Annotated in this window: 12 protein-coding genes; 3 read left to right on the top strand and 9 right to left on the bottom strand. The window is 69.1% G+C overall.

What is annotated here, in order from left to right:
• Window positions 1-287: 287 nt before the first annotated feature.
• The 3 genes from ACWD1U_RS16240 to thyX all read right to left on the bottom strand — a co-directional run bounded on the left by ACWD1U_RS16240 (window position 288) and on the right by thyX (window position 3,976).
• Entirely contained in the window at window positions 288-1,973 is a 1,686-nt protein-coding gene (locus ACWD1U_RS16240; RefSeq protein ID WP_451107966.1) for a ribonuclease J, read from the bottom strand.
• A gap of 151 nt (window positions 1,974-2,124) precedes the next feature.
• On the bottom strand, window positions 2,125-3,024 hold the full coding sequence (gene dapA, locus ACWD1U_RS16235) for a 4-hydroxy-tetrahydrodipicolinate synthase (protein ID WP_451107965.1): 900 nt from the start codon (window positions 3,022-3,024) through the stop codon (window positions 2,125-2,127).
• A gap of 211 nt (window positions 3,025-3,235) precedes the next feature.
• Window positions 3,236-3,976: an FAD-dependent thymidylate synthase gene (gene thyX / locus ACWD1U_RS16230; protein ID WP_451107963.1), complete on the bottom strand. Its 741-nt coding sequence runs from the start codon at window positions 3,974-3,976 to the stop codon at window positions 3,236-3,238.
• 176 nt (window positions 3,977-4,152) lie between these two features.
• Between thyX and ACWD1U_RS16225 the strand changes: the two genes are divergently transcribed.
• Window positions 4,153-4,392: a hypothetical protein gene (locus ACWD1U_RS16225; RefSeq protein WP_451107961.1), complete on the top strand. Its 240-nt coding sequence runs from the start codon at window positions 4,153-4,155 to the stop codon at window positions 4,390-4,392.
• Window positions 4,393-4,507: 115 nt separating this feature from the next.
• Entirely contained in the window at window positions 4,508-5,062 is a 555-nt protein-coding gene (locus ACWD1U_RS16220) for a PH domain-containing protein (RefSeq protein WP_451107960.1), read from the top strand.
• 71 nt (window positions 5,063-5,133) lie between these two features.
• Here ACWD1U_RS16220 and ACWD1U_RS16215 read toward each other — a convergent pair whose 3' ends face one another.
• The 6 genes from ACWD1U_RS16215 to eccD form a co-directional block, all read right to left on the bottom strand.
• Window positions 5,134-5,589 carry a hypothetical protein gene (locus tag ACWD1U_RS16215; protein WP_451107959.1) on the bottom strand — a complete coding sequence of 152 codons (456 nt, stop codon included), beginning with the start codon at window positions 5,587-5,589 and terminating at the stop codon, window positions 5,134-5,136.
• Window positions 5,590-5,602: 13 nt separating this feature from the next.
• Window positions 5,603-6,355, bottom strand: coding sequence for a 4-hydroxy-tetrahydrodipicolinate reductase (gene dapB / locus ACWD1U_RS16210; RefSeq protein WP_451107957.1), 753 nt, complete (start codon window positions 6,353-6,355; stop codon window positions 5,603-5,605).
• A 27-nt stretch (window positions 6,356-6,382) separates the two neighbouring features.
• Window positions 6,383-7,762, bottom strand: a complete 1,380-nt coding sequence (locus ACWD1U_RS16205) for a M16 family metallopeptidase (protein WP_451107955.1) — start codon at window positions 7,760-7,762, stop codon at window positions 6,383-6,385.
• A complete protein-coding gene (locus tag ACWD1U_RS16200; protein WP_451107954.1) occupies window positions 7,759-9,978 on the bottom strand; it encodes a polyribonucleotide nucleotidyltransferase in 2,220 nt (739 codons plus the stop codon). Before ACWD1U_RS16200 ends, ACWD1U_RS16205 begins: the two co-directional genes overlap by 4 nt.
• A gap of 322 nt (window positions 9,979-10,300) precedes the next feature.
• A complete protein-coding gene (rpsO, locus tag ACWD1U_RS16195) occupies window positions 10,301-10,588 on the bottom strand; it encodes a 30S ribosomal protein S15 (RefSeq protein WP_010042739.1) in 288 nt (95 codons plus the stop codon).
• 208 nt (window positions 10,589-10,796) lie between these two features.
• Window positions 10,797-12,254, bottom strand: a complete 1,458-nt coding sequence (gene eccD / locus ACWD1U_RS16190) for a type VII secretion integral membrane protein EccD (RefSeq protein ID WP_451107953.1) — start codon at window positions 12,252-12,254, stop codon at window positions 10,797-10,799.
• A 270-nt stretch (window positions 12,255-12,524) separates the two neighbouring features.
• On the opposite strand from eccD, the gene eccCa reads away from it, so the two are divergent.
• On the top strand, window positions 12,525-16,469 hold the full coding sequence (gene eccCa, locus ACWD1U_RS16185; RefSeq protein WP_451107951.1) for a type VII secretion protein EccCa: 3,945 nt from the start codon (window positions 12,525-12,527) through the stop codon (window positions 16,467-16,469).
• The last annotated feature ends 199 nt before the right edge of the window (window positions 16,470-16,668 follow it).

The raw sequence follows: 16,668 nt of genomic DNA, 5'->3' as shown, positions 1-16,668 counted from the left end.
TCCGGGCGCTTCCCTTCGGTCTTGCGTTTCCGACTCTATCAGATCTTTTCTCGACCCGATTTCCTCGGTGCTTTCCAGGTTCCCGCTTCCGCGTTCCCCTTTCCGGCGGCTCCGACTTTATCAGAGGTTTCTGAGTCGGATTTCCCGCCCCGGCCGGGCATGGTCCCCGGGCCTGAGTCGGCCGGGTGCCCCGTCGGGAGGAGTTGCAAACCTACTGGAGCGGGGCGCCTCGATGCAAATCGAGGCGCCCCGCTCCCAGTTGGCGTGTGCTCAGGTCCGACGGACCGTCAGACCTCCACCACCACGGGCAGGATCATCGGCCGGCGCCGGTAGGTGTCCGAGACCCACTTGCCCAGCGTGCGGCGTACCAGTTGCTGAAGCTGGTGGGGTTCGACCACGCCGTCCTGGGCGGAGCGTTCGAGCACTTCCGTGATCCTTGGCGCCACGTCGCTGAAGGCGGAGTCCTCGATGCCCGAGCCGCGGGCTTGGATGTGCGGGCCGCCGGTGATCTTCCCGGTGGACGAGTCGATGACCAGGAAGACCGAGATGATGCCCTCGTCACCGAGGATCCTGCGGTCCTTCAGGGCCGGCTCGCCCACGTCACCGACCGAGAGGCCATCGACGTAGACGTAGCCCGCCTGGACCTTGCCGGAGATCTTCGCCTTGCCCTCGATGAGGTCGACGGCCACGCCGTCCTCGGCGATGACGATGCGGTCGTGCGGGACGCCGGTGAGGGCACCCAGTTCGGCGTTGGCACGCAGATGGCGCCATTCGCCGTGCACCGGCATCAGGTTCTTCGGGCGGCAGATGTTGTAGAAGTACAGCAGCTCGCCCGCGGATGCGTGGCCGGAGACGTGGACCTTGGCGTTGCCCTTGTGGACCACGTTGGCGCCCCAGCGGGTCAGGCCGTTGATCACGCGGTAGACCGCGTTCTCGTTGCCGGGGATCAGGGACGACGCCAGGATCACCGTGTCGCCCTGGACGATGCGGATCTGGTGGTCGCGGTTGGCCATGCGGGACAGGGCCGCCATCGGTTCGCCCTGGGAGCCCGTGCAGACCAGGACCACCTCGCTGTCCGGGAGGTCATCGAGCGTCTTCACGTCCACGACCAGGCCCGGCGGGACCTTCAGGTAGCCCAGGTCCCGGGCGATGCCCATGTTGCGAACCATGGAACGGCCGACGAAGGCGACCCGGCGGCCGTATTCGTGGGCAGCGTCCAGGATCTGCTGGATGCGGTGCACATGGCTGGCGAAGCTCGCGACGATGATCCGCTTGCGGGCACCGGCGAAGACCTGGCGCAGGACGTTGGAGATCTCCCGCTCGGGCGGGACGAACCCCGGCACCTCGGCGTTCGTCGAGTCCGAGAGGAGGAGATCGATGCCCTCCTCGCTCAGGCGTGCGAAGGCGTGGAGGTCCGTGAGGCGGCTGTCCAGCGGGAGCTGGTCCATCTTGAAGTCGCCGGTGTGGACCACCATGCCCGCCGGGGTCCGGATGGCGACCGCCAGCGCGTCGGGGATGGAGTGGTTGACCGCGACGAACTCGCAGTCGAACGGGCCGATGCGCTCGCGGTGTCCCTCCGCCACCTGCAGGGTGTAGGGGCGGATGCGGTGCTCCTGGAGCTTGGCCTCGATCAGGGCGAGGGTCAGCTTGGAGCCGATCAGCGGGATGTCCGGCTTCTCGCGCAGGAGGTAGGGGACGCCGCCGATGTGGTCCTCGTGACCGTGGGTGAGGACGATGCCCTCGATGTCGTCGAGGCGGTCCCTGATGGACGAGAAGTCCGGCAGGATCAGGTCGATTCCGGGCTGCTCCTCCTCGGGGAAGAGCACTCCGCAGTCGACGATCAGCAGACGGCCGCCGTACTCGAAGACCGTCATGTTGCGGCCGATCTCGCCGAGGCCGCCGAGCGGGGTGACCCGCAGGCCGCCTTCGGGAAGCGGCGGGGGCGGGCTGAGTTCGGGATGCGGATGACTCAAAAGACTCTCCTCACCACGCGCGCCACGTACCGGTTGGCACGTGGCGCGCATGACGTTCGTGCATAAGCAGTTGTCGGTGTGGGTGCGGGCACCGGTGGCCCGCTTATTCAGTTGTGAAGCTCGTGCGCGGGGATCCGCGCGAAGTCTGGTGTCAGAGCTGTACCCCGCCGGCGGCAAGATCGATCTTGAGTTGCTCGATCTCTTCGGGCACGCATTCGACCATGGGGGCGCGCAGGGGCCCGCCGGGGAGTCCCTTGAGGGCGAGCGCCGCCTTGGTCGTCATCACGCCCTGAGTGCGGAACATGCCCGTGTAGACGGCAAGCAGCTTCTGGTGGATCTCGGTGGCCTTCTGGACGTCTCCCGACGTGTACGCCTCGACCAGGGCGCGCAGCTCGGGGGTGACCACGTGGCCCACGACCGAGACGAAGCCGACCGCGCCCACGGAGAGCAGGGGGAGGTTCAGCATGTCGTCGCCGGAGTACCAGGCGAGGCCGGAGCGGGCTATGGCCCAGCTGGCGCGGCCGAGGTCGCCCTTGGCGTCCTTGTTGGCGACGATGCGCGGGTGCTCGGCGAGGCGGACGAGCGTCTCGGTGTTGATCGGGACGCCGCTGCGGCCGGGGATGTCGTAGAGCATGACCGGCAGTGCGGTGGCGTCGGCGACGGCCGTGAAGTGCCGGTAGAGGCCCTCCTGTGGGGGCTTGTTGTAGTACGGCGTCACGACGAGCAGGCCGTGTGCGCCGGTGCGCTCCGCCGCCCGGGCGAGTTCCATGCTGTGGTGGGTGTCGTTGGTGCCGACTCCGGCCACCACGTGGGCGCGGTCTCCGACCGCCTCCAGGACCGCCCGTACGAGATCCGCTTTCTCCGCGTCGCTGGTGGTCGGGGACTCGCCGGTGGTGCCGTTGATGACCAGGCCGTCGTTGCCTGCGTCCACCAGGTGGGTGGCGAGTCGCTGAGCGCCGTCGAGGTCGAGTGCGCCGTCCGCCGTGAAGGGCGTGACCATGGCGGTGAGGACCCGCCCGAAGGGGGTCTGCGGAGTCGAGGTCGGAGCCATGGGTTACACGCTACTCGTTGCTCAGGACCTGGTCTGCCCTCGGGGCAGGCGACAAGTCGTGACAAAGGTGGAGCCCGGCACTGCCTGCTCGGGGGTTCAAGCAGTGCCGGACCCGTTTGATCAGGCTAGATGAACTACACGAAATGCCGCAATACGGACACTTCACGCGACTGAACCGTACATCTGTACCTGACCGGGGAACCGGGGCCCGTTACGGCGCCACGCGTCCGTTCGCGTTGAAGGCGGCGTACGTGAGCGGCATGAGCCGGGCCCACTCGGCCTCCATCTTCTCGCCCACCATCTCGATCTCGCGCTGCGGGAAGGAGGGAACCTTGGCCAGCTCGTGCTGGGTGCGCAGGCCGAGGAAGTGCATCAGCGAGCGGGCGTTGCAGGTGGCGTACATCGAGGAGTAGAGCCCGACGGGGAGGACCGCGCGGGCGACCTCTCGGGCGACGCCGGCGGCGAGCATCTCCCGGTAGGCCTCGTACGCCTGCCGGTACGAGTCCTCCATGACCCGGCCGACCAGCTCCTGCTGGGCCTGGGTGCCCTCCACGAAGACGTACTTGCCCGGGCGGCCCTCCTGGACCAGCTTGCGGGACTCGTCGGGGACGTAGAAGACCGGCTGGAGCTCGCGGTAGCGGCCGCTCTCCTCGTTGTACGACCAGCCGACGCGGTGCCGCATGAACTCGCGGAAGACGAAGATCGGGGCGCTGATGAGGAAGGTCATCGAGTTGTGCTCGAAGGGGCTGCCGTGCCGGTCCCGCATCAGGTAGTTGATCAGACCCTTGGAGCGCTCGGGGTCCTTGTCCAGCTCGTCCAGGGACTGCTCGCCGAGGGTCGAGACGCGGGCGGCGAACAGGACGTCCGCGTCGGACGCGGTGTGCTTGACCAGCTCGACGGTGACGTCGCTGCGGTAGCTGGGCTTGGGGTCGTCGGCGGGGGTGTCGGTCACGGTTGGCAGGGCCTTCCCATCTCGTCGTGTGGCGACGCCACTCTACGGCCCGACCGATTCAGTGCGATCGGTGGCGTGCCGCTATGAAGTCGGTGAAACAGGGCACCTCTGAGGGAGTTCGTTCGTCTGTACAGACGAAAGTGATCCGTTCCACCCTTGAAGGAGACGCACCCCTGATGTTCGGTCGGCGTGAACCCGTACCGTTTGCCTTCGTCGCCGAGGCCGACAGGTTCCGCAGCAATGTCACTCCCCCACCGCGTGAGCGGCTGTCCATCGGCGAGATGGCCGGCCGCTGGCTGCTGGGGCTCACCATCACGGCGGGGCTCGTGGGGTCCCTGGTCATCGGGACCCCCGCGCTGACGCCCGACCACTCGGCCAACCAGCCTCAGCAGTCGCAGGCATCCGAGAAGCACTGAGCCGCCAGGGGCCGGGTGCGGTGACTCCATCCGGTCCCCCGCAGGTGGTGACCGGCGACACAGATCGGTAGCCTCACCGGGCACAGCCCACGCATGGATCGAGTGAGGACCACCCGTGCCCCTGCCCTTCCTGACGGCCGACCGCGTTTTCGAGGACGCGGACGACGTTCCGCTCCCGTACGACGACCGTGACTGCTGGCGGCGGCCGTACCGGCCCGGCCCCTGGCGGGTGGGAGCAGCAGCGCTGGCGCTGCTGCTCGCCTCGTTCGTCCTGTTCGCGGCGGTCGTCATCGCGGCGACGGCTGAACTGGCCTCCGCCGCGCTGGTGTTCGGCCTCGCACTGCTCGTCATCGCTGGAGCGCTGCGGCTGCTGCGCGTGGGTGTGTGGGTGAGCGCCCGCGGGCTGCGGCACGTGGGCCTCTTCACGACGCGCACGATGCCCTGGGAGCAGGTCGCCTCCGTGCGGACGGTGCAGCAGCCGGTGCGTTGGCTGGGACTGCCCCGGACGGTGCAGGGGCAGGCGCTGCTGCTCGTGCGGCAGGGTCGTGCGGCGGACGGTGTGCCGCCGCTGATGACCACGCACAACGCGGACTTCCTGGGCCGCACGGAGGCCTTCGACCGGGCGGCCGACTCGGTGGAGGGCTGGGCCGACGAATACCGGCCGCACTGACGCTCCTCTTCTCATGCCGGCGGGGCCGGACCGTACGCGGTCCGGCCCCGCCGGCATGAGTGGGGTGCGGTTCAGGCGGCTTCGGGCTGCTTGCCGTCGTGCAGGGCGATCGCGCGTTGCATCGCCTTGCGGGCGCGCGGGGTGTCCCGGGCGTCGTGGTAGGCGACGGCGAGGCGGAACCAGGTGCGCCAGTCGTCGGGGGCGGCCTCCGTCTCGGCCTTGCGCTTGGCGAAGACCTCGTCGGCCGAGTCCCGGTCGATGCGCCCGCTGGGGGTGCGCTTCAACTCGTCGACGGGCAGGCCTCCCTCGGCGTCGAGTTCGGCGGCGAGGGCGTTGGCCCTGCGGACGAACTGGGTGTTCTTCCACAGGAACCACAGGCCGATGACCGGCAGGATCAGCACCGCGACGCCGAAGGTGACGGTGAGGAGCGTGCCGGTCTGGATGAGCAGCACACCGCGGCTGCCGACCAGGACGAAGTAGACGACCAGGACGGCGGCCGTGAGGGCGTAGGTGAGCTTCGCGCGCATGACGGTCAGCAGCTCAGCTCAGGTCCAGGAAGTGTTCCAGGCCGAAGGTCAGGCCCGGGGTGCTCACCACGCGGCGGGTGCCGAGCAGGATGCCCGGCATGAAGCTGCTGTGGTGGAGCGAGTCGTGCCGGACCGTGAGGGTCTCGCCCTCGGCGCCCAGCAGGACCTCCTGGTGGGCGAGCAGGCCGCGCAGCCGGACGGCGTGGACCGGGACACCGTCGACGTCGGCGCCGCGGGCGCCGTCCAGGGCGCTGGCCGTGGCGTCCGGCGCCGGGGCGGTGCCGGCGGCGCGGCGGGCCTCGGCGATGAGCTGGGCGGTGCGCGTGGCGGTGCCGGAGGGGGCGTCCACCTTGTTCGGGTGGTGCAGTTCGACGACCTCGACGGACTCGAAGTACGGGGCGGCCATCTGCGCGAACTTCATGGTGAGGACGGCCCCGATGGAGAAGTTGGGCGCGATGAGCACGCCCGTCCTGGGGGACTGGGCGAGCCGGCCCTCCAACTGCGCGAGGCGCTCGTCGGTCCAGCCGGTGGTGCCGACGACCGCGTGGATGCCGTGCCCGACGCAGAAGTCGAGGTTGGCCATGACCGAGTCCGGGGTGGTCAGCTCGACCGCGACCTGCGCGCCGGCTTCGGTGAGCGTCTCCAGCTTGTCGCCGCGGCCGAGGGCGGCGACCAGTTCCATGTCCTCGGCGGCTTCGACGGCCCGGACGGCTTCCGAGCCGATCCGGCCCTTGGCGCCGAGGACCGCCACGCGCAGCTTGCTCATTCTTGTGCTTCCTTCACCAGGGGATTGTCAGGCGACGGCGTCGTGCAGGCGGGCCGCCTGTTTGTCCTTCAGCGGGCCGATGACCGACAGGGAGGGCCGCCGTCCCAGGATCTCGCGGGCGACCGCGCGGACGTCGTCCGGGGTGACCGACGCCATCCGGGACAGCATGTCGTCCACGGACATCTGCTCACCCCAGCACAGCTCGCTCTTGCCGATACGGTTCATCAGCGCGCCGGTGTCCTCCAGACCGAGGACCGTGGACCCCTGGAGCTGGCCGATCGCACGCCCTATCTCGTCGTCCGAGAGGCCGTGCTCGGCGACGTGGTCGAGTTCGTCGCGGCAGATCTTCAGCACGTCGTGGACCTGCGACGGCCTGCAGCCCGCGTACACGCCGAACAGGCCGCAGTCGGCGAAGCCCGAGGTGTACGAGTACACGCTGTAGGCCAGGCCGCGCTTCTCGCGCACCTCCTGGAAGAGGCGCGACGACATGCCACCCCCCAGGGCGGTGTTCAGCACGCCCAGGGCCCAGCGCCGCTCGTCCGTGCGGGACAGGCCCGGCATGCCGAGCACGACGTGCGCCTGCTCGGTCCTGCGGTCGACCAGTTCGACGCGGCCCGCGGTGCGCAGGGCGCGTGTGCCGCTGCGCGGGGCGACGGGCTCGGCGGCGACGTCCTTGAAGGCACCGGCCTTCTCGAAGGCGGCCCGGACCTGCCGGACGACCTTGGCGTGGTCGATGTTGCCGGCGCAGGCTACGACCAGGTGGGTCGGGTCGTAGTGCTTCTTGTAGAAGCGGCGGATGCGGTCGGCGGTGAGGGCGTTGACCGTGTCGACCGTGCCGAGGACCGGGCGGCCGAGGGGGTTGTCGCCGAACATCGTGTGCGCGAACAGGTCGTGCACGCAGTCGCCGGGGTCGTCCTCGGTCATGGCGATCTCTTCGAGGATGGCGCCGCGCTCGACGTCGACGTCCTCCTCGAGGATGAGCGAGCCGGTCAGCATGTCGCAGACGACGTCGATGGCGAGCGGCAGGTCGGTGTCGAGCACGCGCGCGTAGTAGCACGTGTACTCCTTCGCCGTGAACGCGTTCATCTCGCCGCCGACCGCGTCGAGGGCGGAGGAGATGTCCAGGGCGGACCTGCGGTTCGTGCCCTTGAAGAGCAGATGCTCCAGGTAGTGGGTGGCGCCGTTCAGCGCCGGGGTCTCGTCGCGGGAGCCGACGTGCGCCCAGATGCCGAAGGTCGCGGAGCGGACCGAGGGCAGGGTCTCGGTGACGATGCGCAGGCCACCGGGGAGGGTGGTCTTGCGGACCGTACCGATGCCGTTCTCGCCCTTGATGAGGGTTTGGGTACGGGCGACGGCCCGCGCCTCCGAAGAGGTGCGGGCCGTCGCCTGGGAGCCACGGGACGTCACTGGTCGGCGTCGTCCTTCTTCTCGTCCGAGCTGTCCTCGCCCTCGATCACGGGGATCAGGGAGAGCTTGCCGCGGGAGTCGATCTCGGCGATCTCGACCTGGACCTTGGAGCCCACGCCGAGCACGTCCTCCACGTTCTCCACGCGCTTGCCGCCGGCCAGCTTGCGGATCTGCGAGATGTGCAGCAGACCGTCCTTGCCGGGCAGCAGGGAGACGAACGCGCCGAAGGTCGTCGTCTTCACGACCGTACCGAGGTAGCGCTCGCCGACCTCGGGCATCGTCGGGTTGGCGATGCCGTTGATCGTGGCGCGGGCGGCCTCGGCGGCGGGACCGTCGGCGGCGCCGATGTAGATCGTGCCGTCGTCCTCGATCGTGATCTCGGCGCCCGTGTCCTCCTGGATCTGGTTGATCATCTTGCCCTTGGGGCCGATGACCTCGCCGATCTTGTCCACGGGGATCTTGACGGTGATGATCCGCGGGGCGTTCGGGGACATCTCGTCCGGCGTGTCGATCGCTTCCATCATCACGTCGAGGATGTGGAGGCGGGCGTCACGGGCCTGCTTGAGAGCGGCGGCCAGGACGGAGGCCGGGATGCCGTCCAGCTTGGTGTCGAGCTGGAGGGCGGTCACGAACTCCTTGGTACCGGCGACCTTGAAGTCCATGTCGCCGAAGGCGTCCTCCGCACCGAGGATGTCGGTGAGGGTGACGTAGTGCGTCTCGCCCTCGATCTCCTGGGAGATCAGGCCCATGGCGATACCGGCGACGGGGGCCTTCAGCGGCACACCGGCGTTCAGCAGCGACATGGTGGAGGCGCAGACCGAGCCCATGGAGGTCGAGCCGTTCGAGCTCAGCGCCTCGGAGACCTGGCGGATCGCGTAGGGGAACTCCTCGCGGGTCGGCAGGACCGGCACCAGGGCACGCTCGGCGAGGGCGCCGTGGCCGATCTCGCGGCGCTTCGGGGAGCCGACTCGGCCGGTCTCGCCGGTGGAATACGGCGGGAAGTTGTAGTTGTGCATGTAGCGCTTGCGCGTCACCGGCGACAGCGTGTCCAGCTGCTGCTCCATGCGGAGCATGTTCAGCGTGGTGACGCCCAGGATCTGGGTCTCGCCACGCTCGAACACGGCGGAACCGTGGACCCGCGGGATGGCCTCGACCTCGGCGGCCAGGGTGCGGATGTCGGTGACACCGCGGCCGTCGATGCGCTTCTTCTCCTTGATGACGCGCTCACGGACCAGGGTCTTGGTCAGCGAGCGGTACGCGGCGGAGATCTCCTTCTCGCGGCCCTCGAACTCCGGCAGGAGCTTCTCGGCGGCGAGCTGCTTGACGCGGTCCAGCTCGGCCTCGCGCTCCTGCTTGCCGGCGATGGTGAGCGCCTGGGCGAGCTCGGGCTTGACGGCGGCGGTCAGCGCCTCCAGCACGTCGTCCTGGTAGTCCAGGAAGATCGGGAACTCACCGGTCGGCTTGGCGGCCTTCGCGGCGAGGTCGGCCTGGGCCTTGCAGAGCACCTTGATGAAGGGCTTCGCGGCCTCCAGACCGGCGGCGACGACCTCCTCGGTCGGCGCCTCGGCGCCGCCCTTGACCAGCTGGATGGTCTTCTCGGTGGCCTCGGCCTCGACCATCATGATCGCGACGTCGCCGTCCTCCAGGGTGCGGCCCGCGACGACCATGTCGAAGACGGCGTCCTCGAGCTCGGTGTGCGTCGGGAAGGCCACCCACTGGTTGTTGATCAGCGCGACGCGGACGCCGCCGATCGGACCGGAGAAGGGCAGGCCGGCCAGCTGCGTGGACGCGGAGGCCGCGTTGATCGCGACGACGTCGTACAGGTGATCGGGGTTGAGCGCCATGATCGTCGCCACGACCTGGATCTCGTTGCGCAGGCCCTTCTTGAAGGACGGGCGCAGCGGGCGGTCGATCAGGCGGCAGGTGAGGATCGCGTCCTCGGAGGGACGGCCCTCGCGGCGGAAGAAGCTGCCGGGGATCTTGCCGGCGGCGTACATCCGCTCCTCGACGTCCACCGTCAGGGGGAAGAAGTCGAGCTGGTCCTTGGGGTTCTTGGAGGCGGTGGTGGCCGACAGCACCATGGTGTCGTCGTCCAGGTACGCCACGGCGGAGCCGGCGGCCTGCTTGGCCAGGCGGCCCGTCTCGAAGCGGATGGTGCGGGTGCCGAAGGCGCCGTTGTCGATGACGGCCTCGGCGTAGTGGGTCTCGTTCTCCACTAGCGTTTTCTCCTCGTCCTCGTCCCGCCTGCCCGTGTGGAAGGGGGACGGTTGCGGAGAAGCGCGCCGTGCTGTGCGGGCCGGTCTTCGATCGAAGCACCCGGGGTTCGCCCCGGGGGCCACTACCGAGGACCGGCGGCGGCTAGGTGCGCTTCTCCTCGTTCGTCGTACGTGATACGCCGTACCCATCTCAGGTAGGACGTATCACGCTGTGTCGCGTCTTGCGTTGTGCTACCACACTACAAAGCAGTGGTGACACCCCGCACGTACAGCAAAGGGAGCGGTCCCCTTTCCTGCCGGGAACCGCTCCCCTCACGGCGTCTTACTTGGCGCCCGCCGCACCGCGGCGGATGCCGAGGCGGTCGACCAGCGCACGGAAGCGCTGGATGTCCTTCTTCGCCAGGTACTGGAGAAGGCGGCGACGCTGACCCACGAGGATCAGCAGGCCACGGCGGGAGTGGTGGTCGTGCTTGTGGGTCTTGAGGTGCTCGGTCAGGTCGGAGATCCGACGCGACAGCAGAGCGACCTGGACCTCGGGGGAGCCGGTGTCACCCTCCTTGGTACCGAACTCGGACATGATCTGCTTCTTCGTAGCGGCGTCGAGCGACACGCGTACTCCTCATGGTCTGTAAATGGCCACCGAGTGCCCCCGGTCTGCTTCTCGGGGGAGCTTCCGTGACTCGGAAGGCGGGGATCCGCTGGGCGCGGCCTCCAGAGCGGTGGGCTCCGGGGGTGCGTACACAAACGGCCGTCACACAGGCTACCAGCCCGCACATGTCGGGATGTCCGCCGGGTACCTGCGTCCGGCGGCCGGGAGGTCAGACGCCGCCGCGGACCTTCGCGTAGACGTCGAGGACCGCCAGGCAGATCGGCACCAGCGACAGCAGCACCATCGAGTCCGCGAGGTCCAGCATGCGGCCCCAGAAGGGGGAGAGCCCCTTCTGGGGCACGATCAGGGCGATCGCGATCAGCAGCAGCACGCCGGCCCCGACCGAGGCGCCGAGCCACAGGCTGCGTACGTCGACCGGCCCGGAATTGCCCTGGAGCAGCTCCAGGACGATGTCGGCGGGCGGCGAGATCGCGAGGCCGAGGACCAGCAGGCCCAGTGTGACGACACCGGCGACGAACAGGCACGTGACCTGGGCGGTGTAGCGGAACAGGCGGGCCCGCAGCATCGCGGCGAGGCCGGTGCACAGGGCCAGCAGCTGGGCCCAGCCGTTGTCGCTGAAGCCGAGCACCGCGCCGCCCGCGCCGATGATGACGACGGCGCAGCCGCCCACCAGGCCGAGCAGCAGCTCGTGGCCCCGGCTGGTCTGGGCGACGATGCGCTGGACGTCGACGGCCTCCATGTCGCCCTCGTGGCCCTCGCGGCGGGCGCGGGCCAGGTCCTCGGGGTTGCGGAAGCCGATCGGGAGCTTGGCGAAGCGGGCCGACCAGCCGGGCAGGAAGCCGACGACCGCCAGGGCGACGACCGCGGTACCGGCGGCGATCTCGCGCGGCGCGGCCTCGGTGAGCACCCCGCAGAACACGGCCAGGGTGCCGATCGCGGAGGCCAGCGCGGCGGCCACGAAGGGAGCGTCGCCCTGCGGCAGCAGCATGATCAGGACGACGGAGAACAGCAGGACGGCGACGCAGCCGACGAGGAACTGGAGCTTCCCGGGCCCTTCACCCGCGTCCTGGGGGATGACGCCCGAGCCGGCGATGAGCGCGTGCGGCAGCGCCGAGACGCCGAGCGCGACGGCGGAGCCGCGATCCTCGTACACCCGGGCCCGTACACCGGCGAGTGCCGTCAGGGCGAGTGCGGTCACTCCGGCGAGGATTCCCTGGAGGCCGTTCATGTCGTGCCGGACCGGATCCGCGAACCAGAAGACGAAACCGAGCATGACCAGCAGCAGCGCACCCGAGACGAGACCGGCCACCCGCATCAGGTTGTCGTTCCAGCTGCGGATGTCCTGCTTGACCGCGGCGGCGATCGCGTCCACCACGTCGTCGTGAACGGCGGGCGGCAGGGAGTCGGCGAAGGTTCGCAGCAGCAGCACGTCACCGTCCCTGACCCGGTGCTCGAGCAACGAACGGCTCGCGTCGAGCACTTGGCCCTCACGGCTCACGAGGTGGTAGCCGGCGGGGCTGGTGTCCGACTGGACCAGGCCCGAGAGTCTGATGATCTCAGGAAAGAGGTCCTGGATCGGCAGGTCCTCCGGCAGCGCGACATCGACACGGCTGTCCGGCGCTGCGATGGTGATTCGGCAGAAACCTGTCGAAGTCCCCGTGCTCACCTGGTGTTTCCCCCTGCTAGACAAGGCTGCTTCGCGCCGCTCGTACGACGCGAAGCGCCACCTTATCCGTTGCCGCGCAAGGCGCAGGGGCTGCCTCCCTCAATCCTCTCCGTACCCCCTCCGCATCTCCATCCTCCTGGCTCTCCCGGGCACTGGGCGCATCAGTAGGATCGACGCCTACGCGGACGACGCCTACGCGGACGGGAACACGTCGCGGTACACGGGGGCGTCGGTGCCAGGACGTATCAATCGCGAAGGATGAGTGCATCGGTGAGCGTCGTCATCATCAAACGGCCACCGCGGATAGTGCCCCCGGTGGTCCCGGACGGCGAGGTCAAACTCGAGACGCCGCCCGAGATCCCGCGTGAGGGCGACGAGAGCATGCTGATGAACCTGCTGCCCATGATGGGCATGCTGGGTTCCGTCGGCTTTTTCTTCATGCCCAACCTGCCCTCCTACATGAGGGTCGTCGGCGGGCTGATGCTGGCCTCGACCCTCGCCATGGCCATCGCCCAGTTCGCCAAGTCCCGGCAGGGCGGCGGGGCCGGGATGGCCCAGGACCGGCGTGACTACTTCCGCTATCTCGAGCAGGTCCGCAAGGACGTACACAAGACCGCTGAGCTGCAGCGGCAGAGCCAGCTCTTCCAGCACCCCGACCCGGAGCAGCTGTGGGCGGTGGCGGCCGACAGCAAGCGGCTGTGGGAACGGCGTCCGACCGACGCGGACTTCGCGTCCGTGCGGATCGGCCGAGGCGTCCAGCAGCTGAACACTCCACTCGTCGCGCCGGAGACGGCCCCGAAGGACGAGCTGGAGCCGCTGACCGCGGCGGCCATGAAGGCGTTCCTCGACGCGCACGGCAGTCTGTCCGACCTGCCCGTCTCCGTCTCGTTGCGCGCTTTCTACCACGTGACGGTGTGCGGAGACACCGACACGGTTGACGGCAATGCCCGTGCCTGCCTGTCCCAACTGGCGACGCTGCACTCGCCCGAGGACCTGATGATCGCCGTGGTGGCGCACCCCTCGGCGACAGCGGACTGGGACTGGATCAAGTGGCTGCCGCACAGCCAGCACCCGAAGGCCAAGGACGGAGCGGGTTCGACCCGGCTCCTGTTCGACGACCTCGGCGAGCTGGAGGAGGCGCTGGCTGACCAGCTGGACGACAGGCCCCGCTGGAACCGTGAGGCCAATCCCGTCTACGACCGGCCTCACCTGATCGTGGTGCTGGACGGCGGCACGGTGCCGCCGGACTCCGAACTCGCCAGTTCCGAAGGGCTCCAGGGCGTCACCTTCCTCGAGATCGCCCCCGGCGAACTGGAGGAGGAGCTGCGTGCCGGTCTGACGATCTACGCGAAGCGGGACCGGATGCGGCTGTTCGTCGGCCATGAGTCCGCGTACTCCGGCAAGCCGGACGTGCTGAACGCGGCGCAGGCCGAGTCTCTGGCGCGGCAGCTCGCCCCCTTCCGGGTCGGCTCCGCGGAGGAGGGCGAACCCCTCCTGTCCAACCTGGACTTCACGGATCTGATGGGCATCGGCGACGCGGGCACCGTCGACGTCTCGCGCACCTGGCGTCCGCGGACGCTGCACGAGCGGCTGCGGGTGCCGATCGGTGTCGGCGAGAGCGGCGAGCCGGTCATGCTGGACCTCAAGGAGGCCTCGCAGGAAGGTATGGGCCCGCACGGCCTGTGCGTCGGCGCCACCGGTTCCGGCAAGTCCGAGGTACTGCGCACACTGGTGCTCGGTCTCGCGGTGACGCACTCCTCGGAGACGCTGAACTTCATCCTCGCGGACTTCAAGGGTGGCGCGACCTTCGCCGGCATGGCGGACATGCCGCACACCGCGGCAGTCATCACCAACCTCGCGGACGACCTCACCCTCGTCGACCGTATGCGCGACTCCATCATGGGTGAGACGCAGCGCCGTCAGGAGCTGCTGCGCTCGGCGGGCAACTACGCCAACCTGCACGACTACGAGAAGGCCCGGGCTGCGGGCGCCGCGCTGGAGCCGATGGCCTCGCTGGTCATCGTGCTCGACGAGTTCTCCGAACTCCTGACGGCCAAGCCGGACTTCATCGACATGTTCATTCAGATCGGCCGTATCGGCCGGTCCCTGGGCATTCACCTGCTGCTGGCCTCGCAGCGTCTGGAAGAGGGCAAGCTGCGCGGCCTGGACACCTATCTGTCGTACCGCATCGGTCTGCGGACGTTCTCGGCCGCCGAGTCCCGTACGGCGATCGGCGTCCCGGACGCCTACCACCTGCCGTCGATCCCCGGTTCCGGTTATCTGCGCTACGACACCGACACCATGGTTCGCTTCAAGGCCGCGTACGTGTCGGGGCCGTACCACGGCGAGGGCCCGTCGCGGGTGAGCCGCTCGACGCAGCTGCGGCCCGCGTTGTTCTCGGCGGAGCACGTGGCGCTGCCTCCGCAGCCGGTGGTGGAGGAGCCGGAGCCCGACAACCGGGTGGACGACGCGCTCGCCGACACCGTCCTCGACGTCCTCGTCAGCCGGATGGTGAACCAGGGTCCGCCCGCTCACCAGGTGTGGCTGCCCCCGCTGGACGAGGCGCCCTCGCTGGAGCAGCTGCTCCCACAGCTCGCCGTCACCCCGGACCGCGGTCTCACGGCGCCCGACTACACGGCGCTCGGCCGGCTCAATGTGCCGGTCGGCCTGGTGGACAAGCCGTTCGAGCAGCGGCGTGACGTGCTGTACCGGGACTTCTCCGGCGGTGCGGGTCACGGCCTGTTCGTCGGTGGCCCGCAGTCCGGCAAGTCGACGCTGCTGCGCTCGCTCATCTCGTCGTTCGCGCTCACTCACACACCGTCCGAAGTGCAGTTCTACTGCCTGGACTTCGGCGGTGGCGGTCTCATCGCGATGGAGGAGCTGGCCCATGTCGGCGGGGTCGCGAACCGTCTGGACGCCGAGAAGGTGCGCCGCACGGTCAGCGAGGTCGAGGGCATCCTCAACACGCGTGAGGAGTACTTTCGTACCCACAACGTCGACTCGATCCAGACATACCGTCAGCGCCGCAACGCGGGCCGGCTTCCGGACCAGCCGTGGGGTGACGTCTTCCTCGTCATCGACGGCTGGGCCACCTTCAAGACGGACTACGAGATGCTCGAGTCCACCGTCACCGAGATCGCCACGCGTGGCCTCGGCTTCGGCGTGCACGTGATCCTGACCGCGAGCCGCTACACCGAAGTTCGGCCCGCGCTCAAGGACATGCTCCAGAACCGCATCGAGCTCCGGCTCGGTGACCCGACGGAGTCCGAGATCGACCGCAAGGTCGCGCAGAACGTCCCGGCCACCGTGCCGGGCCGTGGTCTGACCCAGGAGAAGCTGCACTTCATGGCGGCGCTGCCCCGGGTCGACGGCTCCTCGGAGACGGAAGACCTTTCCGAGGCGAGCTCGATCCTCATCCGCGGCATCAACGACAACTGGCAGGGCAACCACGCCCCGGTCGTGCGCCTGCTGCCCACGATGCTGCCGTCGGACCGGCTGCCCAAGGGCTTCGAGCACCCGGACCGCGGCGTCGCCATCGGCATCGACGAGTCCTCGCTGTCGCCGGTGTTCGTCGACTTCGAGACCGACCCGCTGTTCATCGTGTTCGGTGAGAGCGAGTCCGGCAAGTCCGCTCTGCTCAGGCTCCTGGTCAAGCAGATCACCGAGCGGTACACGCCGGACCAGGCGAAGATCGTCATGGGTGACTACCGTCGCGCCCACCTGGAGGGCGTGCCCGACTCGCACCTGTCGCGGTACTGCGCGTCGGCGCCCGCCCTGACGGAGACGCTGGAGGGCCTGGCCGGCTCGATGAACCGCCGTATGCCGGGCCCGGACGTCACACCGGAGCAGCTGCGCAACCGCAGCTGGTACAGCAGCCCGGACGCGTTCGTCATCGTCGACGACTACGACCTGGTGGCGACGGGCGTGAACCCGCTGGCCCCGCTCCTGGAGTATCTGCCGTTCGCCCGGGACATCGGCCTGCGCATCATCATCGCGCGTGCCTCGGGCGGTGCGAGCCGGTCGCTGTACGAGCCGGTCATGCAGCGGATGCGCGAGCTCGGTGCCCAGGGCGTCGTGCTCTCCGGCGACCGGTCGGAGGGCGCGCTGCTCGGCAACATCACGGCGACGCAACTGCCGCCGGGGCGTGGGTATTTCCATACGCGCCGACGTGGTGGGCAGCTGGTACAGACGGGGTGGCTGCCGAACCGGTACTGAGGGGTCGGTTGACGCGGAGGGGCGGTGCCCGGGTGGGCGCCGCCCCTCTTGCCTGTTCCGGGGGCTCGGTCTCGTGTGTGCGTGCAAACAGACCCGGTCTCGTGTGTGCAAACAGACCCGGTCTCGTGCGTGCAAACAGACCCGGTCTCGTATGCGCGTGCGGACTGGGTCTCGTCCGGGTGACGCCGTTAAAGTTGGT

It is taken from the genome of Streptomyces sp. NPDC002788, assembly GCF_053592115.1.
Note: the sequence above shows the minus strand (reverse complement) of the source record. Positions and strands in the feature narration are given on the sequence as shown.

Bases quoted from the DNA above. Each gene is read 5' to 3' on its own strand.
- dapA (WP_451107965.1), bottom strand. From the start codon at position 3,024: ATGGCTCCGACCTCGACTCCGCAGACCCCCTTCGGGCGGGTCCTCACC.
- ACWD1U_RS16225 (WP_451107961.1), top strand. From the start codon at position 4,153: ATGTTCGGTCGGCGTGAACCCGTACCGTTTGCCTTCGTCGCCGAGGCC.
- ACWD1U_RS16215 (WP_451107959.1), bottom strand. From the start codon at position 5,589: ATGCGCGCGAAGCTCACCTACGCCCTCACGGCCGCCGTCCTGGTCGTC.
- dapB (WP_451107957.1), bottom strand. From the start codon at position 6,355: ATGAGCAAGCTGCGCGTGGCGGTCCTCGGCGCCAAGGGCCGGATCGGC.